The sequence below is a fragment of the Filomicrobium sp. genome, assembly GCF_025698805.1.
GTDB lineage: Bacteria > Pseudomonadota > Alphaproteobacteria > Rhizobiales > Hyphomicrobiaceae > Filomicrobium > Filomicrobium insigne.
The window spans coordinates 215,569-236,905 of the sequence record NZ_JAILWT010000005.1; the positions used below are offsets into that span (position 1 = coordinate 215,569).

24 protein-coding genes are annotated in these 21,337 nt (G+C 57.1%); 11 read left to right on the forward strand and 13 right to left on the reverse strand.

Annotation, left to right across the window (positions count from 1 at the left end):
* The first annotated feature begins 164 nt into the window (after nucleotides 1–164).
* A complete protein-coding gene (locus tag K5845_RS14540; protein ID WP_046476884.1) occupies nucleotides 165–869 on the forward strand; it encodes a VIT1/CCC1 transporter family protein in 705 nt (234 codons plus the stop codon).
* A gap of 86 nt (nucleotides 870–955) precedes the next feature.
* On the opposite strand, the gene K5845_RS14545 is transcribed toward K5845_RS14540, so the two are convergent.
* The gene (locus K5845_RS14545; protein WP_287959337.1) at nucleotides 956–1,417 is read right to left on the reverse strand and encodes a DsrE family protein; all 462 of its coding nucleotides are present in this window, start codon (nucleotides 1,415–1,417) and stop codon (nucleotides 956–958) included.
* Between the two features lie 260 nt (nucleotides 1,418–1,677).
* Here K5845_RS14545 and leuB point away from each other — a divergent pair, with 260 nt between their 5' ends.
* From leuB to K5845_RS14560, 3 genes are all read left to right on the forward strand, one after another.
* Nucleotides 1,678–2,793 carry a 3-isopropylmalate dehydrogenase gene (leuB, locus tag K5845_RS14550; protein WP_046476878.1) on the forward strand — a complete coding sequence of 372 codons (1,116 nt, stop codon included), beginning with the start codon at nucleotides 1,678–1,680 and terminating at the stop codon, nucleotides 2,791–2,793.
* A gap of 46 nt (nucleotides 2,794–2,839) precedes the next feature.
* The gene (locus K5845_RS14555; RefSeq protein ID WP_046476876.1) at nucleotides 2,840–3,541 is read left to right on the forward strand and encodes a hypothetical protein; all 702 of its coding nucleotides are present in this window, start codon (nucleotides 2,840–2,842) and stop codon (nucleotides 3,539–3,541) included.
* A gap of 205 nt (nucleotides 3,542–3,746) precedes the next feature.
* The gene (locus K5845_RS14560) at nucleotides 3,747–4,781 is read left to right on the forward strand and encodes an aspartate-semialdehyde dehydrogenase (protein WP_046479935.1); all 1,035 of its coding nucleotides are present in this window, start codon (nucleotides 3,747–3,749) and stop codon (nucleotides 4,779–4,781) included.
* Between the two features lie 72 nt (nucleotides 4,782–4,853).
* On the opposite strand, the gene K5845_RS14565 is transcribed toward K5845_RS14560, so the two are convergent.
* The 6 genes from K5845_RS14565 to dapF all read right to left on the reverse strand — a co-directional run bounded on the left by K5845_RS14565 (nucleotide 4,854) and on the right by dapF (nucleotide 10,591).
* On the reverse strand, nucleotides 4,854–5,252 hold the full coding sequence (locus K5845_RS14565) for a MarR family winged helix-turn-helix transcriptional regulator (RefSeq protein WP_244512506.1): 399 nt from the start codon (nucleotides 5,250–5,252) through the stop codon (nucleotides 4,854–4,856).
* A gap of 326 nt (nucleotides 5,253–5,578) precedes the next feature.
* Nucleotides 5,579–6,202 carry a septation protein A gene (locus K5845_RS14570; protein ID WP_046476869.1) on the reverse strand — a complete coding sequence of 208 codons (624 nt, stop codon included), beginning with the start codon at nucleotides 6,200–6,202 and terminating at the stop codon, nucleotides 5,579–5,581.
* Between the two features lie 124 nt (nucleotides 6,203–6,326).
* Entirely contained in the window at nucleotides 6,327–7,070 is a 744-nt protein-coding gene (locus K5845_RS14575; protein WP_076605280.1) for an inner membrane-spanning protein YciB, read from the reverse strand.
* A 76-nt stretch (nucleotides 7,071–7,146) separates the two neighbouring features.
* Nucleotides 7,147–8,355 carry a signal recognition particle-docking protein FtsY gene (gene ftsY, locus K5845_RS14580; RefSeq protein ID WP_287959338.1) on the reverse strand — a complete coding sequence of 403 codons (1,209 nt, stop codon included), beginning with the start codon at nucleotides 8,353–8,355 and terminating at the stop codon, nucleotides 7,147–7,149.
* Nucleotides 8,352–9,611, reverse strand: a complete 1,260-nt coding sequence (gene mtaB, locus K5845_RS14585; RefSeq protein ID WP_046476864.1) for a tRNA (N(6)-L-threonylcarbamoyladenosine(37)-C(2))-methylthiotransferase MtaB — start codon at nucleotides 9,609–9,611, stop codon at nucleotides 8,352–8,354. The genes ftsY and mtaB overlap by 4 nt, the downstream gene beginning before the upstream one ends.
* Before the next feature lie 116 nt (nucleotides 9,612–9,727).
* Nucleotides 9,728–10,591: a diaminopimelate epimerase gene (dapF, locus tag K5845_RS14590; RefSeq protein ID WP_046476862.1), complete on the reverse strand. Its 864-nt coding sequence runs from the start codon at nucleotides 10,589–10,591 to the stop codon at nucleotides 9,728–9,730.
* A gap of 123 nt (nucleotides 10,592–10,714) precedes the next feature.
* Here dapF and K5845_RS14595 point away from each other — a divergent pair, with 123 nt between their 5' ends.
* Both K5845_RS14595 and K5845_RS14600 read left to right on the forward strand, forming a co-directional pair.
* Nucleotides 10,715–11,251 (forward strand): class I SAM-dependent methyltransferase, encoded by a 537-nt coding sequence (locus tag K5845_RS14595; protein ID WP_287959339.1) that lies wholly within the window; start codon nucleotides 10,715–10,717, stop codon nucleotides 11,249–11,251.
* Between the two features lie 107 nt (nucleotides 11,252–11,358).
* Nucleotides 11,359–12,519 carry a PQQ-dependent sugar dehydrogenase gene (locus K5845_RS14600; protein ID WP_287959340.1) on the forward strand — a complete coding sequence of 387 codons (1,161 nt, stop codon included), beginning with the start codon at nucleotides 11,359–11,361 and terminating at the stop codon, nucleotides 12,517–12,519.
* 30 nt (nucleotides 12,520–12,549) lie between these two features.
* Here the strand turns inward: K5845_RS14600 and K5845_RS14605 are convergent, their stop codons facing one another.
* Nucleotides 12,550–13,044 (reverse strand): EF-hand domain-containing protein, encoded by a 495-nt coding sequence (locus K5845_RS14605; protein ID WP_046476857.1) that lies wholly within the window; start codon nucleotides 13,042–13,044, stop codon nucleotides 12,550–12,552.
* A gap of 133 nt (nucleotides 13,045–13,177) precedes the next feature.
* Nucleotides 13,178–13,951: a class I SAM-dependent methyltransferase gene (locus K5845_RS14610; RefSeq protein ID WP_287959341.1), complete on the reverse strand. Its 774-nt coding sequence runs from the start codon at nucleotides 13,949–13,951 to the stop codon at nucleotides 13,178–13,180.
* Between the two features lie 335 nt (nucleotides 13,952–14,286).
* On the opposite strand from K5845_RS14610, the gene K5845_RS14615 reads away from it, so the two are divergent.
* The 3 genes from K5845_RS14615 (at nucleotide 14,287) to rpsP (ending at nucleotide 17,041) form a co-directional block, all read left to right on the forward strand.
* Nucleotides 14,287–14,928 carry a glutathione S-transferase family protein gene (locus K5845_RS14615; RefSeq protein ID WP_197540879.1) on the forward strand — a complete coding sequence of 214 codons (642 nt, stop codon included), beginning with the start codon at nucleotides 14,287–14,289 and terminating at the stop codon, nucleotides 14,926–14,928.
* 43 nt (nucleotides 14,929–14,971) lie between these two features.
* Entirely contained in the window at nucleotides 14,972–16,561 is a 1,590-nt protein-coding gene (gene ffh, locus K5845_RS14620; protein WP_046476853.1) for a signal recognition particle protein, read from the forward strand.
* 87 nt (nucleotides 16,562–16,648) lie between these two features.
* Complete coding sequence (gene rpsP, locus K5845_RS14625; protein ID WP_287959342.1) at nucleotides 16,649–17,041, forward strand: 30S ribosomal protein S16; 393 nt, start codon at nucleotides 16,649–16,651, stop codon at nucleotides 17,039–17,041.
* Between the two features lie 83 nt (nucleotides 17,042–17,124).
* On the opposite strand, the gene K5845_RS14630 is transcribed toward rpsP, so the two are convergent.
* The 3 genes from K5845_RS14630 to gluQRS all read right to left on the reverse strand — a co-directional run bounded on the left by K5845_RS14630 (nucleotide 17,125) and on the right by gluQRS (nucleotide 19,566).
* Nucleotides 17,125–17,661: a protein kinase family protein gene (locus K5845_RS14630; protein ID WP_046476848.1), complete on the reverse strand. Its 537-nt coding sequence runs from the start codon at nucleotides 17,659–17,661 to the stop codon at nucleotides 17,125–17,127.
* 260 nt (nucleotides 17,662–17,921) lie between these two features.
* Entirely contained in the window at nucleotides 17,922–18,563 is a 642-nt protein-coding gene (locus K5845_RS14635; protein WP_197540878.1) for a DUF1287 domain-containing protein, read from the reverse strand.
* Nucleotides 18,564–18,648: 85 nt separating this feature from the next.
* The gene (gene gluQRS, locus K5845_RS14640) at nucleotides 18,649–19,566 is read right to left on the reverse strand and encodes a tRNA glutamyl-Q(34) synthetase GluQRS (protein WP_090230479.1); all 918 of its coding nucleotides are present in this window, start codon (nucleotides 19,564–19,566) and stop codon (nucleotides 18,649–18,651) included.
* A 75-nt stretch (nucleotides 19,567–19,641) separates the two neighbouring features.
* Between gluQRS and K5845_RS14645 the strand changes: the two genes are divergently transcribed.
* Together K5845_RS14645 and K5845_RS14650 are read left to right on the forward strand one after the other, a co-directional pair.
* The gene (locus tag K5845_RS14645) at nucleotides 19,642–20,304 is read left to right on the forward strand and encodes a DNA-3-methyladenine glycosylase family protein (protein ID WP_046476843.1); all 663 of its coding nucleotides are present in this window, start codon (nucleotides 19,642–19,644) and stop codon (nucleotides 20,302–20,304) included.
* Nucleotides 20,305–20,499: 195 nt separating this feature from the next.
* Entirely contained in the window at nucleotides 20,500–21,060 is a 561-nt protein-coding gene (locus K5845_RS14650; protein WP_046476842.1) for an HNH endonuclease, read from the forward strand.
* Nucleotides 21,061–21,096: 36 nt separating this feature from the next.
* Here the strand turns inward: K5845_RS14650 and K5845_RS14655 are convergent, their stop codons facing one another.
* Nucleotides 21,097–21,318 carry a hypothetical protein gene (locus K5845_RS14655; RefSeq protein WP_046476840.1) on the reverse strand — a complete coding sequence of 74 codons (222 nt, stop codon included), beginning with the start codon at nucleotides 21,316–21,318 and terminating at the stop codon, nucleotides 21,097–21,099.
* Nucleotides 21,319–21,337: the final 19 nt, after the last annotated feature.

Sequence of the window (21,337 nt, forward strand, 5' to 3'; positions counted from 1 at the left end):
CAGAGGCACGGCCCGTTGGCCTGTGTTTCGGTCCGGGCCCATTAATCGGATCGGGCACGCGCATTTACACCGCACAGGTTTCGATTGTGACTACGAGCGTGCGGGCGCTTTCGATCGCTCGCGGCAATGGATAAGCTCAGCTTCAACTTTGGAGAAGAAGCATCATGCCCCGAGCATCAGCCCATCCGGACGACCCGCACTACGTGTCTCGCAGCGGCTGGCTGCGCGCTGCAGTCCTGGGCGCGAACGATGGGGTTGTGTCAGTCGCATCGTTGATCGTCGGCGTAGCCGCAGCCGATCCGAACCCAAGTACAGTGGTCATAGCGGGTATTGCGGGGCTCTCGGCGGGTGCAATGTCAATGGCGGCCGGCGAGTATGTATCCGTCTCTTCGCAATCTGATACGGAACGGGCTGACATCGCACGCGAAACCGAGGCACTGAAAGAGCTTCCAGAGGCGGAACTTGCCGAACTCGCCGCCATCTATCAAGAGAAGGGGCTTAGTAAAGAGACGGCGCTCATCGTTGCAAAAGAACTCACCGAGCACGATGCATTGGGCACCCATGTTCGAGACGAGCTTGGGTTGTCGGAGGTACACGCGGCCAATCCGCTTCAGGCCGCATTCACTTCGGGCCTGACGTTCAGTGTCGCCGCGGGAATCCCGTTGTTGGCTGCATTCGCAGCACCCGCAGGTTCGATCATTCCGGTTGTTCTTGTCGTCACGGTCATCACCTTGGCGGCTCTCGGCGCGCTAGGAGCAAAAGCAGGCGCTGCACCGGTATTACGCGCCACCTTTCGTGTGGTGAGTTGGGGAGTGTTCGCAATGGCTGTTACTGCCGGAGTGGGTTGGCTTTTTGGTGTCAGTGTCTGAGTGAATCTCGATAAGCCGGTTGGCGGCGAACTTCCTCGCCGCCGTGTGTATCGCGGCCGCCGTCAGCTCCTAGTTATGAGCCGACGCTAGGGCTTGATGTAGGTGTAGCCCTGTCCTTGCAGGTATGAGAGCTCTGCAACGCCTGAGGGGACGATGTCTTCGTCAAAGACCTCGAACAGATCATTGTCCTTGTCGATCTTGCGGCCCTTGAGGGTATTGTTGCAAACGGCGAAGGCGACATTCTGGAGCTTCAGGTTTGAGACTGTGCCCTGCAGCTGAAGATTATCCTTGGCGACACGTAGCAAGTTGACGCCATCGCCGTGCAGAACGACTTTGACGTCAATATTATCCTTACCTACGGCGTTGATGTGGTTCTGAATGTTGCCTAGGGCGCCTTTGTAGGCTTTTCCGTCTTCCCCACCATCATAGTTAATATGATAGACAACTTTCTGTTTGCTGTAGCGATCGCCTTCCGCCATTGCAATGGGGGCTGCGATGACAGCCAATGTGCCGACCGCTACAAGGCAAGATACTAATTTTCCTAGCATTTTTCTCACCCTTTAATTTGTGTGCGTATTCGTTTGACGGCTTGCTTTGCCGATTTCGCTCGTTGAGTTCGTAGCCCCGGGGTCAACAAGGCCCGACTTATTGTCGAATGCGTCGGGTTCAATCGCCGACTTTATGGCTCTCCATGCGCTGCAACCGCTTGCAAGCTCACGCGCCGGGGGCTAGCAGTACGCACTTCCAATCAGACGAAATCCAGAACAATTTCTTCACAAACTCATCAAATCGCGGGGGAACCCAGACTATGGCAACGCACAAGCTGCTCCTTTTGCCAGGCGATGGCATCGGCACGGAAATCATGGCCGAGGTCGAAAAGATCATTGACTTCCTTGGCTCGCAGGACAGCTCGGTGACATTCGAGGTCGAGCGCGATCTCGTTGGCGGCGCAGCTTACGACGCACATGGTGAAGCAATCACCGATGCTGCGATGGCGAAGGCTGATGCCGCTGATGCCGTGATCTTCGGTGCTGTTGGCGGGCAGAAGTGGGATGACGTTCCCTACGAACACCGTCCCGAGGCCGGTTTGCTACGTTTGCGCAAGGATCTTGATCTGTTTGCGAACCTGCGGCCCGCGATTTGCTACCCCGCTCTGGCGGACGCTTCGAGTCTTAAGCGCTCGCTCGTTGAAGGTCTCGATATTCTCATTGTGCGCGAGTTGACAGGCGGCACCTACTTTGGAGAGCCCAAAGAGATCGTGGACCTTGCCGACGGCGAGCAACGTGGTGTCGATACGACGGTCTACACGACGCGCGAAATTGATCGCGTTGTGCGCGTGGCGCTGGATCTTGCGAAGGTCCGCACCAACAAGCTGCACATGGCGGCCAAGTGGAACGTGATGAAGACCGGTGTGCTTTGGCAGAAGGTAACGACGGCTACGCATAAGGCGTATGCGCCGGATGTCGAACTCAACCTCATCCTCGCTGACAACTGCGCGATGCAGCTCATCCGTAACCCGCGGCAGTTCGACGTGATCGTGACCGACAATCTGTTCGGTGACATCCTGTCGGATGAAGCTGCGATGATGACCGGTTCGTTGGGTATGCTCCCATCGGCTTCGTTGGGTGCTCCTGATGGGTCAACTGGCCGGCGCAAGGCGCTCTATGAGCCGGTTCACGGCTCAGCGCCCGACATCTCCGGACAAGGTCTTGCGAATCCAATCGCGATGATCGCGAGCTTTGCCATGGCGTTGCGCTACTCCTTCGGCATGGGCCAGCAAGCCGATGCGATCGAGCAAGCGATTGCGAAGGTCTTGGACAGTGGGCTTCGCACGGCGGACATCATGCAGGACGGCAAGACGAAGGTCGGTACCGAGCAGATGGGCACGGCGATCCTGCAAGAGCTTCAAGCGACCCTATCGTAAAACTTCGTAGGGTCGTGGTGACAAGGTCGCTGCAGCCGGAGGTCCGATGGCAAGTAATTTTGACTGCATTGGGCTCGGTGTCACGAACGCCGCCGAACTCGGAGATCTTGTTGTCCGGTTGGCGGGAGAGGCTGGCGAGCGCCTTGTCACAGATGCTGGTGAGTACGCGATCTGGCGATCGCGTACCGGAGCCGAGCTTTGGATACATCTCGGGGCAGCAGAAGACGGAGAGCGCGAGATCATTGGCCTGACGCCCTTTTTTGAGGGGCGCTCAGAAAACTCGCTTGACGTTGAGCGAGCTATCACGCGTCCGCACGATAATGCCTATGAGGGTGCGTTCCTTGGCGCGGTTCGTACGCACGCGGGTGGGCAGTCTCCTCTGATTTTTGACGCGGTTGATTTTGCCGCCCACAGCACGCGGCCTCTGCCAGCACGCTGGCTCGTCCGGCTTACGGGATTTGCGCGTCGGGTGGATCTTCTGGAGGAGGTGGGCGATCATGCTCGAGGTGAGCTGGCGGCGACCGGTGCAGCCACGGAGGGTGAGGCCACTGCGCGCGTTGTGGGGCAGATCGCAGGCTGCGAGACGCTGATCAACGAAGCCACGGGACACTCATTTTGCTGGCTTTTCATCGATGGAGCTGATGTGTCTATCGATGTTGTCGCGCCTCTTGACCTCTTGCACGGCGACATCAAGTTGGGTGGGACGGTCAAGGTTGATTGCGCGTTGTTCGGCCGGATCATCGACTGACGGGGGCTCGCGTTAAGTAACCGGTTTCGTTTTTTTGCCAATTTCGTGTAAGGAAGGCCCGAATTGCCGACGGGCCATCACTAAGGATTGTCGCGAGACGCCTTGAAACGCGCGTCAACCCCGAGTATGGGACGCCGTCGCCATTTAATCGCGCCACCGGAAACATGCTTCCCGCCGTGGCGGCATGAACTTCGAGGATTCCTTTATGGGCTATAAGGTCGCCGTTGTCGGTGCCACGGGTAACGTGGGCCGCGAAATGCTGAATGTGCTTGCCGAGCGTGAGTTTCCTGCTGACGAAGTGATCGCTCTTGCCTCGCGGCGTTCGCTTGGCAAGGAAGTATCCTTTGGTGACAGCGTTTTGAAATGCCGCGACCTTGAGACTTACGATTTTTCCCAGACAGACCTTTGCCTAATGTCGGCTGGCTCTTCCGTTTCGAAGGAATGGAGCCCCAAGATTGGCGCGCAAGGCTGTGTCGTAATCGATAATTCGTCGTGCTGGCGCTACGACGTCGATGTTCCTCTGATCGTGCCGGAGGTCAATGCGGATGCCGTTGCCGGCTTCACGAAGAAGAACATCATCGCCAATCCCAACTGTTCGACGGCTCAGCTCGTTGTTGCGTTGAAGCCCCTTCATGATGTGGCCGGCATCAAGCGAGTGGTTGTTTCGACGTATCAGTCCGTTTCCGGTGCGGGCAAGGATGCGATGGACGAGCTTTGGGCGCAGACCAAGGGTAAGTTCGTTCCGGGGCAAGAAGTCGAACCGACCAAGTTTCCGAAGGAGATCGCTTTCAACTGCATTCCTCACATCGACGTCTTCATGGAAGACGGCTACACGAAAGAGGAATGGAAGATGATGGTTGAGACGAAGAAGATCATTGATAAGAAGATCAAGCTTACGGCGACGTGTGTGCGCGTGCCGGTCTTTGTCGGCCATTCGGAAGCGGTGAACATCGAGTTTGAACGCCCTATCACCGTTGAAGAGGCGCGGGAGATTCTGCGCACGAGCCCGGGGATCATGGTCGTCGATAAGCGCGAGCCTGGTGGCTATGTCACGCCGTGCGAAGCCGCGGGGGAGTATGCGACCTACGTTTCGCGTATCCGCGAGGATGCGACGGTCGACAACGGTCTGGCGCTTTGGATCGTTTCAGACAATCTTCTCAAAGGTGCGGCGCTGAACACCGTTCAGATTGCAGAGACGCTCATCAATCGCGGGCTTCTGAAGGATCGTGCCGCCGCGTAAGGATTGCTTGCAAAAACCGGCCGCAAAACGTGCGGCCGGTTTTTTGTGTTTCGGGACGTAAGACGTGAAACGCTAGGTTTTGCGTTTTCCCTTTGGTGCCTCTGCTATCATCGTCGTTTCCATACTGCCCAGGGCAGAGACGATCGTCAGCAAGTCCGCTATGAACCGCTCCCGCTGTTCCTGGTTTGGAAGTGCGGTGAGAATCCGTTGGTCGACGCGACGGGCCAGCGGTTCGCATGCCTGCAGGGAGCGCCGCCCCAGCTCGGTGAGCTTTACGGCGTAAGCCCGCGCATCCTCCCGGGTCCGACGACGTTGTACGAGACCCTTCTTCAACATGCGGCGAATGACGTCGGCCAGGGTTGACCGATCAATTCCAGTACGTTGAACGAGATCGGTTTGGCTGAGCCCTTCATTCTGCGCGATTGCAACGAGCAGCGCATATTGGCGGGGGGTCAAATCTTCTGTACCCATCTCGGCCTGAAATATGTTGCCCGCACATTGGCTTGCACGATGCAGGAGATGGATGGGTGAACGTTCCAGTACGTCGCTTGGCGAGGAGCCGGAGGTGAGTTTAGGCGAAGCGCTTTTTGCTTTTTTGGCCATCTGAAGTCAGCTGTTGTTGGAAATAGGCGCAGAACGAGTTTCGTTTCATAAAAAATTAGCAATGACGTAGATATGCGGATGGTTCCATAGGTCTGCATAAATATTATATTAGGGCCGACCAATAATCGGCCTTACCCTGACAAGTCAGGTGTCTCGGAAATGATGAGTTTTTCCGTCAACAATTTGGCGAGCAGCTATGGTGTTTTCGGACTTGCATCATATTTCTTGAGTAATCCGACCTGAGCCATCGCGAAGACGAGTGTCAAAGGCATGATGCCGAATAGCTTGAAGCTGATCCAGAACTCGTCGGAAAAGTTACGCCACACGATCTCGTTGAGAGCTGCGAGCAAAAAGAAAAACATAGCCCAGCGGATCGTCAGTAACTTCCACCCTTCATCCCTCAGACGGAAGACTTCTCCAAACACGTACTTCAGCAAATATTGATTGAAGAACAGGCCTGCTGCCAGGATCGACCCAAATAGGGTATTCACCAGGGTTGGTTTGATCTTGATGAAGAGATCGTCGTGCAGCCAAAGCGTCAATGCGCCGAATACAAGAATGAATACCCCCGAGATGAGGGGCATGATGGGAATTTTTTTATAGATTATGAAAGACAGGGACAGTGCGACGAGCGTTGCTGCCATAAAGCACCCCGTCCCCCAAAATATGCCGCCTTGCGAATTCGCAAAGAAAAAGACCCCAAGTGGGCCAACCTCAAGCAACATTTTGCCGAGTTGAGCTCCCCCTACCGCCGGTTCTGCGTCGCTTTGGACAGGCTTGGTATTGTTTCTGCTGTCCGGTGCGGCGGAATTGGTCATCGCGTCCTTCGTCCTTGCCGTTTTCTTGCGCAGAGATGGCGAGCTTCGGTTGATTATTTTGGCAGGCGCCTAGCCATTAGGGAACCCCTCATGGCCGGATCCGTGTGCACGTTTTCGACGACGTTTAAGGCTTGAGATCGGCGCCAGCTTGCCGCAGCGTTGAGGATGGTTTTTTTTGCTCGTTCGGCTTGGCGAACTCCATGCCCTTGCCTGCGGTCGCAACTCCGCCGGGACCGACTTCTGCGGGCGCCTTCTTATCCTCAATACGGTACTTTTGCATCAGGCGCGTCAGATACCAAGCATACAGACCCGACAACGGCATGATGAAAGCAACTTTGAACAGGATCCAGATGTTGACGCCGTCCATCTGAAAGCCCAGCACGTCATAGACGTGGGTGTCGATAAATGTTTGACGCACCACCTCATTCAGGATCGCAGTCAAAACGAAGAACCAAGCAAAGCTCCAGGTGAAGCGGTCCCAGCCTTCCTTTGTGTAGTGGAATGTCTGTTCAAAAATGTACTTGAAGAAATTTTTTCCGGCCATCAAGCCGCCGAACAAGAACACGGCGAACATGATGTTGAAGATCGTTACCTTGATCTGAATCCACATCGGATCGCCAGTCAGCAGTGTCATGGCGCCAAAGGCGACGGTGACGCTTGAGGCTATAAGTGGAAAGATCGGCAGTCGCCCGAGGACTCGGAGCATGGCAACCATCGCCAAGCCGGTCGTGATCATCAGTGCCCATGTTCCGGCGTTGATGCCGGCAATGGCGTTGACGATAAACATCGCCACGAGGGGGCCGAACTCGCTCAAAATATTGACGGTTTGTTCGGCGGTGAACGGATAGAAACGCCGGCGCTGGGTCATCAGTCCCACAGTTCCTTTTTGTTCGGCATGGCCCTCGAGTTGAGCACCACTGTTTGCCCCCCAGGTCTTCTTCTCGTCACATGGACGCTATCGCTTTCGCGAACTGTGCGGCGTCGAAAGGTTGGAGGTCTTCAACTCCTTCCCCGACGCCAATGGCATATACGGGAATGGCGAATTTGGACGCGATCGAGACAAGAATTCCACCCCGGGCGGTCCCATCCAATTTCGTCATTATCAAGGCCGTAACACCGGCCCGTTCGCGGAATACTTCGACCTGCTGCATGGCGTTTTGACCTGTGGTCGCGTCAAGGACCAGCGTCACGTCATGGGGGGCGTCCGGGTCCAGCTTTCGGAGCACGCGAACAACCTTCACCAGTTCGTCCATTAAAGCTTGTTTATTCTGTAGTCGGCCAGCCGTATCGACAATAAGCACGTCATATTGGCCCTCGCGCGCCGCTTTCAAGGCATCGTAAGCCAAGCCTGAAGAATCGGCACCCACGTCACGGGCGATCACAGGCGAACCGGTGCGTTCACCCCAGATCTTGAGCTGGTCTATTGCTGCAGCGCGAAATGTATCTCCAGCCGCGAGCATCACCTTTTTGCCATCTGCAGCGAATTTTGCGGCGAGCTTGCCGATTGTCGTGGTTTTACCAGCTCCGTTGACTCCAACGACCAGGATGACGTGGGGGCGAGCTGAGGCGTTCAGCTCCAAAGTTTGGGCGACGGGGGCCAGAACACGTTCGACCTCCTCTGCGAGCACGCGGCGTACGTCTTCGGGGGCAATGCCTTTTTCGTAGCGCCCCTTTGAGAGTGTATCGGTAATGCGCATTGCCGTGTCGACGCCCAGGTCGGCTTGAATCAGCAGGTCTTCAAGATCCTCTAGCGTTGTCGCATCGAGTTTCTTTTTAGTGAAGATACCGGTGATTCCATCAGAAAGGCGTGATGACGTTTTCGTCAGGCCGGATCTGAGTTTTTGGAACCAGCTTTGCTGAGTGGGTTTTTCGGGCTCTGTTGGGGCTTCTGACGCGACATCGGGGGAGAACTCTTCCACCGCCGTCACGGCGAACTCTGTCCCGGACCGAGGATGCGTGTCCGTAACAGCGCCTTCGCTCAAGTCGTTAGTGACGGTGCCGGCTTCAACGTCAGACGTGTGTTCAGCGCTCTCGTGGCTTTGGATCTCATCCGGTGTTTTGGGCGCATCCTCGGGCCCTGTTTCTTCGACGCTTGTCTCGCGTCCGAAGAGGCGGCCAAACATCCCGCGCCGTTTGCCTTTTTGCTCGCTCAAACTACTGCCTCGCCAACGAGCCTGCGGCCGTCGTGGCCGATGACCTTTGCTTGCATCAGAACGCCAGGTTCGGCGTTTATATCCTCGATCAGGATCTCGGTGAATTGCTCGGTGCGCCCGAACGTCGGCTTTTCCATCAATGTCTCAAAGGTCCGGCCGGTCTGACTATTCAAATAAGTGGTCAGGAGCCGATCGCCCAGTTCGCGAAGCTGTGCTGCGCGCTGCTTGATAACGGGCTTGGCGACCTGCGGCATCCGCGCGGCGGGTGTGCCTGTTCGAGGGGAGAACGGAAACACGTGAAGATAGGTGAGGCCGCAAGCTTCGGCGATACGCATCGTGTTCGCGAACATCTCGTCTGTTTCAGTCGGGAAGCCTGCGATCAAGTCGGCGCCGAATGCAACATCGGGACGCATGGCGCGGACGCGTTCGCAGAACGCAATGGCGTCCGAACTCGTGTGCCGCCGCTTCATACGCTTCAGGATCATGTCGTCGCCCGCCTGCATGGACAAATGTAGGTGCGGCATGAGCCGGTCTTCTTCAGCGATTGCATCCATCAAATCCGGATCGGCTTCCACTTGATCGATGGAGGACAGGCGTAGACGTCGGAGTTCTGGAACGAGATTTAAGACCTTGCGTACGAGCTTGCCCAGAGTCATCTGGCCCGGCAGATCGCGGCCGTAGGCCGTCATGTCGACGCCGGTCAGAACGATTTCGGGATAACCGTTTTCTACGAGCCTGCGAATTTCGTTCACGACCTCTCCGGCCGGGACGGATCGCGACGGTCCGCGGCCGTAAGGGATGATGCAGAACGTGCAGCGATGATCGCAGCCGTTTTGGACTTGAACGTAAGCGCGTGTTCGCGATCCGAAGCTATCGATCATGTGCGCGGCTGTTTCGGTGACGCTCATGATGTCGTTGACGACAACGCGTTCGCTCTCGTCGAGCGACAGCCCTTTGAAGGTGTCTGCTTGCAGTTTTTCGGCGTTGCCGATCACGTGGTCGACCTCCGCCAATTCAGCAAATTTTTCCGGTTCGATCTGCGCTGCGCAGCCCGTGACAATGATGCGCGCGTTGGGCCGATCGCGCCGCATTTTGCGTATGGTCTGCTTGGCTTGGCGCACGGCTTCGGCTGTCACCGCGCATGTATTGATGATGACCGTATCCTCAAGGCCGGCATCATTGGCGTGGCGACGCATCACCTCGGACTCGTAGGTGTTCAGTCGGCAGCCAAGGGTGATGATGGTCGGTTCGGTCATTCGCATTTGCTGTTGATGAGCGGGGTGCCTGAGATGATAGGCACGACGGCCCTGCGTGACGTGACATCTTGGCCTAGTAAAAGCAAGTCTCAGCAGATCCGGCCAGAACTGGGCAGTTAGGTGGCTGGTGCCGGTGCTTCAGGCAAAATTCCAGCATGTTCGTGTGTAGCAGCGCCCGTCATCAGTATTCGGTCGGCCGCGGTCCATTCAATTTCGAGGTTTCCGCCCGGCAGGGTCACTGTAACGCGACGCTCGGTGAGACGCTTGCGCATAGCGCATACGGCTGCGGCGCAGGCGGCGGAGCCACAAGCCTTTGTTAACCCTGCGCCACGCTCCCAGGTTCTGAGGATGATGTGTTCGCGAGAGACAACCTGCGCCAATGATATGTTGGCGCGTTCCGGGAATACAGGATGGTTTTCGAGCAGTGGTCCGAAGCGGGCGAGATCGTACGCGGCGACGTCCTCAACCCAGAAGATCGCATGAGGATTGCCTACGTTCGCCACGGAGGGGGAATGGAGGATCGGCGCGTCGATTGGCCCGATCTGCAACTCGATGGCGCGCGTATCACGAAATTCTTCGGCAAGAGGAATGTCCTGCCAGTCGAATTTCGGTACACCCATATCCACGGTTATGCGGTCTGCGCTCTCAACGCGGGCGGCCAGCAGCCCGGCGTCGGTTTCGAATGTCATTTCTGTCTGGCCGGTGTCTTCAGCGACGCTCAGCGCGACGCAGCGTGTTCCGTTTCCACATGCTGAAACCTGCGATCCGTCCGCATTATAGATCCGGACAAATGCCGTGGTTCCCGGGGTTGAAGGGTCGTGCAGCACCATCATCTGGTCGAAGTGCGTTTCTGCGCGTCCTGCGAGATTTTTCACTTCAGCTTCACTGAAGGATTTGGCGCGGCCGCGTAGATCAACGACGAGAATCTCGTTGCCGAGCCCGTTCATTTTGCGAAATGGGATGTTTTGCGCCGTCTGCATGGTCCCTTATATGGCGGAGGCTTGTGCATTGGCAATTGCGCCCGTGCAAGATGGTTGGTTGATGCAAATTAGGGGCGGCAGCAGGGCTGCCGAAGTGCTTTGTCGAAGGATGCTTCGGAATGGGTGAGACGGTTTCTGCCAGGTGTTCGCCCAGGCGGCCGTGTCCTGGACGTGGCTTGCGGCAGTGGGCGGCATCTCAGCTTGGCGTTGGGTGCAGGCTACGTTGTGACCGGGATCGACAGAGATACGTCACGCGCGCGAGATACGCTCACGGGTGAAGCCGGCCGCTGGCCAGCCAATGTTGATCTGGTTGAGCTGGACCTTGAAGACGGTTCACCATTTCCGGTGCCGGCCGGGACCTGTGATGGGGTGATCGTTACGAATTATCTCTGGCGGCCGCTCTTGCCCGGGATTGTGGCGGCGGTGTCGGATACCGGGCTTCTGATCTATGAGACTTTTGCCGCGGGAAACGGCCGGTTTGGAAAGCCTTCGAATCCCGCGTTTCTTTTGCAGCCAGGCGAACTCATCGACGTTGTGGCTGGCCGTTTAACGCCGATTGCCTACGAGCATGTGCATCTGCGCGATCCGGATCGCTATGTGCAACGTATTGCCGCAGTTGGCCTGAAACACGATTGGCTGCGTGATCCTCCCGCGTTTTGAAACCCGTTCCCTCCGGCTAAAGCCTTGAATGTTCAGGCAAGGGTACGAAGTGAGACTCCCCTTGTGGCAGACCAATCAAAACAGATGATCATCAGGAGGAAGAACGGGTGACTAAATGTAAAAGCGATCTCTCTTTTGTCGCGGCTGGCGTCGTGGGCGCTCTTGCTTTGGTGAGCGCGGAGGGGGCGTTAGCTGCGCAGACCAATGCACCGAAGGTTCCGGCGACGTCTGTGACGGTTGAGACAGTGGTCGAAGGGTTGGAAAATCCATGGGGCCTTCAATTCCTCCCCGATGGGCGCATGTTGGTCACCGAGCGTCCGGGGCGGCTGAGGATTGTCTCGAAGGATGGTCAGCTGTCCAAGCCTGTTTCGGAGGTGCCGAAAGTCTACGCGCGTGGACAGGGCGGTCTGCTCGATGTGCGGTTGTCACACAATTTCGCTGATGACGGCATGCTGTTCCTTTCCTACGCAGAACCGCGCGATGGTGGGAAGGCCGCAACAGCAGTCGCGCGGGCGCGTCTTGAACTCACGGACGACGGTGGCCGTTTAAGCGATGTGAAGGTCATCTTTCAGCAGCAGCCCGCCTACAGCACGACCCGGCACTTCGGGTCGCGGATTGTGATCGACAAGAAAGGCGTTCTGTTCATTACGACAGGTGATCGTGGCCAAGGCGAACCTGCGCAGAACCCCGACGAAACGGTCGGCAAAGTCATTCGCATCAACGCCGATGGGTCTATTCCAGACGACAACCCAAAACCTGAGGGCTGGAAGCCAGAGATCTGGTCGATCGGACACCGCAATATTCAAGGGGCGGTGCTCGACGTAGAAACCGGCCAGCTCTGGACCGTGGAGCACGGTGCGCGCGGTGGCGACGAGTTGAACCACCCTGAAAAGGGTAAGAACTACGGTTGGCCGGTCATCACGTATGGGCGCGACTACTCGGGTGCGAAAATCGGAATTGGGACTGAAAAGGCCGGGATGGAGCAACCCGTTTATTACTGGGACCCGTCGATCGCGACATCGGGGCTCGAACTTTACACCGGAGACCTCTTTCCACAGTGGAAAGGGAATTTCCTCGTTGGTGGATTGGCGGGCGCTCAGCTCGCGCGGCTCGTTATGAAAGATGGACAGGTCGTCGGGCAGGAGATCCTTCTCAAGGACGAAGGCCTCCGGATCCGTGATGTGCGACAGGGGCCGGACGGCGCGGTCTATCTGCTCGTTGACGAGAGCGACGGGGCGATCCTTCGTCTCTCGCCGGAAAGCAAATAGCCGGTTGCCCGATGGTTCGTTCCGGACGCCTTAGTAGCGTCCGGGACCGGCGTCGGGCATGTTGGGCTGGCCGCTGCCCTTGTCCTTCATCTGCTGGATCTGCCGTGTCTGCACCATTTCGGTTGGTGCGATCTTGCAGTCCTTGTCGCGATCGAGCATCTCGAAGGCTGGATTACGGGCGCCTGTGAACTCCTGCAACGTCAAACGACCATCGCCGTTGCCATCGAAGTGGGGCATGCCGACGACATCGAACAGGCGATCCTGCGACACGATCTTTTTATATTCTTCCGCTGTCACGATCCCGTCGCCATCCTGGTCTGCAGCCTGGAATAGCTCAGTCGTGTATTGGACCCACTCGTCACATGTGACGGAATTGTCCTTATTGAGATCCCACGTTTGAGCCGCACTGACGAATACCAGATCGGTGGACGGGGCTTTTGAAAAGGGTGACGTGGCGCCGCCGCAGGCCGCGGCAGCGACGGATGCGGCCAGAGCTGCGGATATGGCGAGCGCATTTCGGCTCATTATGGCGATTGCCCCCCGTGTTTTTGTTGCCCCCCGGCCTGAGCGGGATAACCTTGAAATATAGCCATGTCCACTATGAGGCTTCACGCTAGGCTTTAAGTGCACGGGAAAGATGGCGATGCTGCTGAAATTGTCACTGCAAGTCTTTTAGGCAGTAATAAGCGAACGTCTTATAGGGGAAGGTTACCGTTTCTGAGTTTGCAAGTTCGGGCGTTGTGGCGATCAGCTCGCGAACCCGCGTTTCGATTTTTTTCCGTTCGAAGGCCGGGAGTGCGGCAACGAAGCTTGTCGATAGTGTTCGCGCAACGATGACATCGTCAGGGGCGCCTGCGTGGCTGTGTGGGAACTGCTTTTCCTGCAATGGGCCGAAACCTTTAGCCGGAAACAATTTTCGCCAGTGGCCCGTTGCATACTGCGGCGTGGCCCCCTGGTAAGGCGCGATAATCTGCATGAGGTTCACGACCCAGGCGACGTTGTCATCCCTGATGTTCCAAACCAGCCCCAGGCGTCCGCCCGGTTTAAGTACGCGCCGTATCTCGTTAAGTGCCTGTTCGTTCGCGAACCAATGGAACGCTTGTGCGCAAACAACCGCATCCGCCGATGCATCAGGCAATGGGATCGCCATGGCTGAACCGGGCGTGATGCGAATACCCGGGTGGTGCATTGCCAACTGGATACGCATAGCTGCCACGGGCTCTACGGCGGTGACCTCAGCGCCTGTTCTTTTCAGGAAGGTCGTGAATTTACCCGTGCCGGCGCCAAGGTCGACCGCTTGGCTTCCATCGTCTAGGGCGAGCGTATTTGTTAACCATTCGGTTATCTGACGGGGATATTCCGGCCGACCTTTAACATAGGTTTCCGCGCCGGCTGTGAAGCCGTGCTCTGCAGATTGGTGGAGGCTTGTCACGGGGCTTCTTACTCATCTTGCTCAAGCATTTCAGCCATTGGATGTGATTAAACCTCTCGGCGTACATCGGCCAATCACGTGTTTATGCTTGGTGTCGGTGGCAGTTCGGTCTGCCAACCATTGACAAATATTGTCGTTTGCTACAGGTTCGCGGCCTTATCTACGTAGGCCCGTACATCGAGCCACTCCTCGGCACGAGGCGCAGTTACCCTTTCAGGTTGATCGGCGCAGGAGGCAAAGGAGGCAACATCCGCCGGCGAGTTTCGCCCGCGGGTGCTTTTTTGCTTGGCCAGTCGGTGGATCGATAGTTTGGACAGGACGCAAGAGAGGCACAAGTGGTGTTGAGGATTTGGGGACGTGTGACGTCCATCAACGTACAGAAGGTGCTTTGGGCAGCCGATGAAATCGGGCTGTCCTATGAGCGCGTCGACGTTGGTGGTGAGTTCGGCAAAACCGATACGCCGGAATACCTTGCACTCAACCCAAACAAGAAGATTCCCGTTATCCAGGACGGCGATTTCGTCCTTTGGGAGTCAAATGCCATCGTGCGCTATCTTGCGGAAGCCTATGGTGTTCTGGCGCCTGCCGAGTTGGAAGATCGTGCGTTGGCCGGGCAATGGAGCGATTGGTCTCTATCGTCGCTTTACAGCGATCTGATCACGAATTGCTTTCACCAGCACATCAGGGTGACAGCTGAAAATCGCGATCATGCGCTTATCGCGGCGGCGTCGGAGCGGCTGGTGGAGCAGTTCACGATTCTGGACCGCCATCTGGAGGGCAGGAGCTTTATCGTTGGCGATGCGTTGAGTTTTGCGGACATCGTCGTCGGGGCTCTTATGTTCCGTTACTACACGATGCCGATCCAGCATGTTGAAGCTCCCAACGTGGAGGCTTGGTACCAGCGCCTTCAGGAACGCTCGGCCTATCGGGAGCATGTGATGCGCGATTGGCAGCAAATGAAGATTGCGGGCGCTTGAGGCTTCATGCCGGCAGCACGCGAAAAGAGATTGCAGGTCGTTGATGTTTCAAAGTCTTTCTGACCGATTATCCGGCGTTCTCGATAAGCTGACCCGTCGTGGGTCTCTTACCGACAGCGACGTCTCGGAGGCCATGCGTGAAGTCCGCCGGGCGTTGCTCGAAGCTGACGTTGCGCTTGATGTGGTCAAGGACTTCACGGAGAAGGTTAAGGCTAAGGCCATCGGCCAGGACGTCGTCAAGTCGGTGACGCCGGGGCAGATGGTCGTCAAGATCGTTCATGACGAACTCGTGGCGATGCTTGGCTCGACTGCCGAGCCGATCGATCTCAATGCAACGCCTCCCGTTGCTATTTTGATGGTGGGTCTGCAGGGGTCGGGTAAGACGACGACCACCGCTAAAATCGGTTACCGGCTGAAGACGCGCTTCAAGAAGAAAGCGTTGATGGCGTCGCTCGACACGCGGCGCCCCGCGGCGCAGGAACAACTCCGGGTTCTTGGCGAGCAGACTGAGATCGATACGCTGCCGATCGTTGCCGGACAAACCCCGCTCCAGATTGCGAAGCGCGCGCTAGAGGCGGCACGGCTCGGCGGGTATGACGCGGTGCTTCTGGATACGGCTGGTCGCGTCACGGTCGACGAAGAGCTGATGGATGAAGTCGCTGAGGTTCGCAGCGTGACACAGCCGCACGAAGTGCTGCTGGTGGCTGATAGCCTCACTGGGCAGGATGCTGTTAACACCGCGAAAGCGTTTGACGGACGCATCGGCATCTCGGGCATTGTTCTTACGCGTGCGGATGGCGATGGCCGCGGCGGTGCTGCACTGTCCATGCGCGCGGTCACAGGTAAGCCCATCAAGCTGCTCGGTGTGGGTGAAAAGTGGGACGCCCTGGAAGATTTTCATCCAGAGCGGGTCGCCGGCCGTATTCTGGGTATGGGCGACGTCGTCAGTCTTGTCGAAAAGGCGGCGCAGACGATCGATGCGGAAAAAGCCAAATCGATCGCGCAGAAGATGCGCAAGGGCGCATTCGACCTAGAAGACCTCGCGGACCAGCTCAAGCAGATGCAGAAGCTCGGGGGTATGGGCGGCCTGATGGGCATGCTGCCCGGCATGGGCAAGATCAAGTCGCAACTCGCTGATGCAAATATTGACGACAAAATCATCAAGCGTCAGCACGCGATCATCACGTCCATGACGCCTAAGGAACGGCGCAATCCGAAGATTCTGGACGGTAAGCGCAAGCGGCGTATCGCGGCTGGTTCCGGCACCAAGGTGGAAGACGTCAACCGGCTCATCAAGATGCACCGGCAGATGGCTGACATGATGAAGGCCATGGGTAAGAAGGGCATGATGGGCCGTATGCTTGGCGGCATGGGTGGCGGTGGATCACCGAGCGAAGCAGAGATGCAGGCAATGCAGGCTGAACTCGGTCGTCTCGATCCCAAGGCGCTTGAACAGCTTCCGTCGGAATTAAAGGAGTCCCTGCCGAAAGGTGGAGGGCTGCCAGGAGTTCCGGGCACAGGCGTGCCACGTCTTCCCGGTTTGGGGGGCGGAGTGCTGCCTGGGCTCGGCGGTGGTTTCCCGGGACTTGGCCGCGGTGCGGCTTCGGGAAATTCCAAAAAGCGAAAGAAGTAACTGAGAAATGTAACGCCACAGGCTGATTGGTGCTTGTGGTGTTAGATCAACGAAACCAACGAACACGACAAAGCAAGGAAGACTTAGATGGCAGTTAAATTGAGATTGGCCCGCGGTGGTGCGAAAAAGCGGCCTTATTATTTCATCGTTGCCGCAAATACGACATCGCCTCGCGATGGCCGTTATATTGAGCGGATCGGTTCTTATAATCCAATGCTTCCGAAAGATTCGGCTGAGCGCGTTAAGATCGACGAGGATCGCGTGAAGTACTGGCTGTCCGTTGGTGCGCAGCCGACGGATCGCGTTGCACGCTTCTTGGATGCGGCCTCGCTCTTGAAGCGTGACGTACGCAACAACCCGGATAAGGCAAAGCCGAAGAAGAAGGCACAGGAGCGCCTGAAGGCAGCTGAAGAAGCGCGCCTTGAAGCTGAAGAGGCGGCAAAGGCAGCAGCTGAGGGCGGCGAAGCGGCTGCCGAGTAACTCAAGCTTCGCTTGTCATTCCAAGAAAGGCCCGTCTGCGTTTTTCGCGGCGGGTCTTTTTTGTTTCACGAGTGGTCGACAGATCAGGCGGCGATGCCGGTGGCAAGTTCTCGTCCGTGAGGTATCGGGGGGGCTGCCAGGGCTACCGCTGCGCGATTCAAGGGGAGCGGGGTCATATCTAGCCCGGCGACGAGGTTGGGTGCCACGGCGGATAGCTCAAGCTTCAGACGCTGCAGAGCATAGTCAGCGGCATCCAGGCAGTTGGTCGCGCTCGTGTGGAGCTCCTCAAGCCGCAAGGCCTGTTGCGTAGCCATTGAGCTGACTTCATCGAAGTCGACCCAGGGGTTGGTTTCCGTCGCTGCGTTCTCGTCCATTACGATGGCGGGGGGCTTTGCAACGTCGAACTGAAGCCTCGGAGTATCAGGTGCGCGCTTCCACCCGCAGGCCTGCAATAGGCTTTGGGCGCGTTGGCGAATGTCTGAGGGACTAGCGCGCGTTGGGAGGGCGGAAGAGACGATCGCGCGCAGTTGACCGAAAACATCGGTAAAGGCCTCTGCGATCTGGGCAGATAGGCCGTATGTCTCTGGCGCGGTCACGGATCTTGAGGATGTATTCCCCATTGCACTTCCCTATCGGTAGTTCCAGGTGGAGCCGATGCAACCCTGCATTGGAAAATGCATGTATGGCGCATAGGTTCCGTGTGTGCGTGGAAATGCGGTACGAGGATGCCGGCGCAACGATTTGGTAGGATTGGCTTTATTGGTTAATAAATACTTATACTGATTCCTTGCCTAAGCCTTTCGCATTTCAACTTTTAAGGAAGCGCAATTCGATATTTTTCGAAATCAAGGCCGTTTTGCAGGGGGATTGGATTCTGGGATTACTGCTCTTCGGTTCGTTTCTCCATGTGTGGTTCTGTTTGGAACCTGTAATGTCCAGTTATTTTGTCCGCGAAAAGCCAGTCTTCTTCCTGCACGCCATAGCCGCGATTGTGAATGACGAGAGGAACGCCATTTATGTTCTCGCGGTTTGAGACTATGGCAATATGCGTTTTTGAAAAGGTGCCATCAGGCACGTAATACGTGACGAGATCGCCGGCGCTATAGTCTTTTGGGTTTTTGGTAATAGGGAGTGACACGCCACGGCGTGCGAAGAACTTACCTAAGACGTTGACACGACGGTGGTCGATGTTGCGATCACCAGAGCCAACGTTGGATGTGTGTACCAATTCCTGAAGATCGATTCCGAGTTCGCGGTAGGCGCGTACGATGACGTCGGTACAAACGCCGATGTACCAGGGGACATCGCCAGCAGGGTACGGAATTTTTCGGTAGGTCGGATCGTAGAGTGTGGGCACCGATATTTGTGCACGCGCGGCGTCCACCAGCCGACTCGCAAATGTTTGCGAGCTTTCGTCCGGTTGCGGGGCGTCTTCACCTCTCACACCGATGCTTGAAAGTATTAGTGCGGCCAGCAGTGTCAGCGCGAATGCTGGGGAGGCCGTTGGTCGGAGTGTTCTCAAGCGGGTTAGTCCTTTGGGCAGCGGTGCGGTTTGCGGCTTCGCCAAGCCGTTCTGTTTGAAGCTGGATATGGCGACTACGGTTAATTTAACGACTGCTGACTGGGAAATCGCGTGAATTCTGATGAGTGTCGTTGATGGCTTCAAGGACTTGAGCTGGGGTCCAGCCAGTGTTTCGCAGATCGCGCAAGCTTCGCGCGCCCGAACTTTTAGAAAGTTTATTTCCGTTTGCGTCCACGAGGAGGCGATGATGGTGATAGATCGGTTCAGGGAGATCGAGGAGGACTTGGAGGAGCCGGTGAATGTCGGTTGCAGCGAACAGGTCCTGACCGCGCGTGACATGTGTGATGCCCTGCCTGGCATCATCGACCACCACGGCAAGGTGATAGCTGGCTGGAAAATCCTTGCGTTGGATGATGGCGTCACCCCACCGATGCGGCTGGGCTTCAATCGTTTCTATTTCACCGTTGGGATGGAGTTCTCGGAAGGTTAGCGGGCGCCCTCCCAGACGCTTCGTTGCCAGCTCCATGGCGGCATCCATGCGGATGCGCATGGCGGGCTGTTCACCGGCTGTAATGCGGCGCTCTACCTCTTGTTGTTGCATGCCGCGGTGCAGGCCGGGATAAACGATGGCGCCGTCGGGATCGCGTTGTGGGTCGCGCCCTCCGGCGGTTGCCGTGATCGCGATCTCGGAGCGAGTTGCGAAGCAAGGATAGAGAAGGTTGAGTTTATGTAGGTGTGCGGCTGCGCGCCGGTAGATCGGAGTTTCCTGTGATTGGCGAAGTATCCTTGGGTCCCAAGTTAAACCCAACCATTCGAGGTCCTCGAAGATCGCCGACACGAAAGCTTCGCGTGTGCGCCCCTGGTCGATGTCCTCAATACGAACTAAGAACTTTCCGCGAAGCTTTTGCGCTAGCTGGCGTCCAACGCGTGCGGACAGCGCGTGACCTAAATGCAAGTAGCCATTTGGGCTGGGGGCGAAGCGGAGAACGGGAAGTTCGGACATTTGCCTGTGATGTAATGCGTCGGCGTCAAACTACAGAAACTTAAGCGGCGTTGGGAATCGGGTCGAGGTGCGGTTTTGGGCAAGGTAGTTGAACGCGGTGTCATCGAGACTGAAGAAGATATTGCCAAAGGCGTTCGTGCTCTCAGGCGTAAGTGCCCGCATATGCGGCGTGTGCATGATGTGGTTGGTACCCCGCCATTAAGGCGTCGCCCCGGCGGTTTTACGGGACTCGTGCGTATAGTTGTCGGCCAGCAGCTCTCTATTTCAAGTGCGGCGGCGATCTGGTCGCGGGTCGAGGCTGGCGTTGTCCCGTTCGATCCTGCGCAGATTATGAGACTAGATGACGACGCACTGCGCAGCTTTGGTCTGTCGCGTTCGAAAATCGCAACGATTCGGTCGTTAGCGACAGCGGTGCTCGATGGGACGTTCGATGTGGCTGCGCTTGATGGCGCTCAAGATCAAGATATCCACAAAGCACTGACCGGCCTGCGTGGCTTTGGTCCCTGGTCGGCTGACATCTACATCATGTTTTGCCTCGGACGGCGGGATGGGTTTGCTGCCGGCGACCTGGCTCTGCAGGAGGGGGTGCGCTTGGTGATGGGGTTGGAGGCGCGTCCTAACGCGGCTCAACTTCAGGACATCAGTGAGCGATGGCGCCCCTGGCGCGGTGTGGCCGCGCGCCTTCTGTGGGCACACTACGGAATGATGAAGAAGATTTCATCTGCAACGCCGGGATGATTCGCTAAAGTGGCTCGCCTGCTGATAGAAGAGTTTGTGCGGAATACTATCTAAGCGTTTCATCGAGGCCGGCATTTGCCGGTGGGTTGGGTGTTTGTGACGGCTTCACAGAGCTGACATGCAGGTTTAGTATTCCTTCGTCCGGATCGGGGTGCGATACCGATTCTCGTCGGGTAACCGTCAGGAAACAGGATCGTGACCGCTGAAGCGTGCATACCGGACGCCAGTCCGGCCCTGGTTCTCAATGCCGACTTCCGGCCCCTGAGCTACTATCCTTTGTCGCTCTGGAGTTGGCAGGAGGCCGTGAAGGCCGTTTTCCTGGACCGGGTCAATATTGTCTCAGAATATGACCGGTATGTCTCCAGCCCCTCTTTCAAGATGCGGCTGCCGAGCGTCGTCTCGTTGAAGACGTACGTTAAGCCGGCGCTTTACCCTGCTTTCACGCGTTTTAACGTTTTCCTGCGCGACCGGTTTTCTTGCCAGTATTGCGGCGCGCGAGATGATCTGACCTTCGACCATCTGATTCCGCGGGCGCTTGGCGGTCTCACGCGCTGGGATAATGTCGTGACCGCATGTGCTCCTTGCAATCTCGCCAAAGGCAGCGAATTGCCGGAAGACGTAGGCATGCTGCCTATGCAGGAGCCTTATCGGCCGACGGTTTTCGAGCTTCACCGCAATGGGCGGCGTTTTCCGCCCAATTACCTGCACGAAAGCTGGCTCGATTACCTTTATTGGGATTCCGAACTCGAGCCTTAATCGCTTTCGTCGACACAGTTTGGGGGTGATCCGGCCTCAGGCTGCGCGTCGGGAGGGCTGATGCGCGCAGAGTTCCTCGGCGATCACCTCAACGACTTTACTCCAATCGCTGAACTGCTCGCCGGCCGGCTTAGTGATCCCGAAAGCTGCGAGTGCGTCCGCGGGCGTTCCGCCATCGCGGAAGATGCGCGCGCAGGATTGCCGGGCATAGCCGATCGCTTGATGCCACTGTAGCGGGTTGATGTGTTCATGGGACATGTGCTGCCTCCAGCGGTTA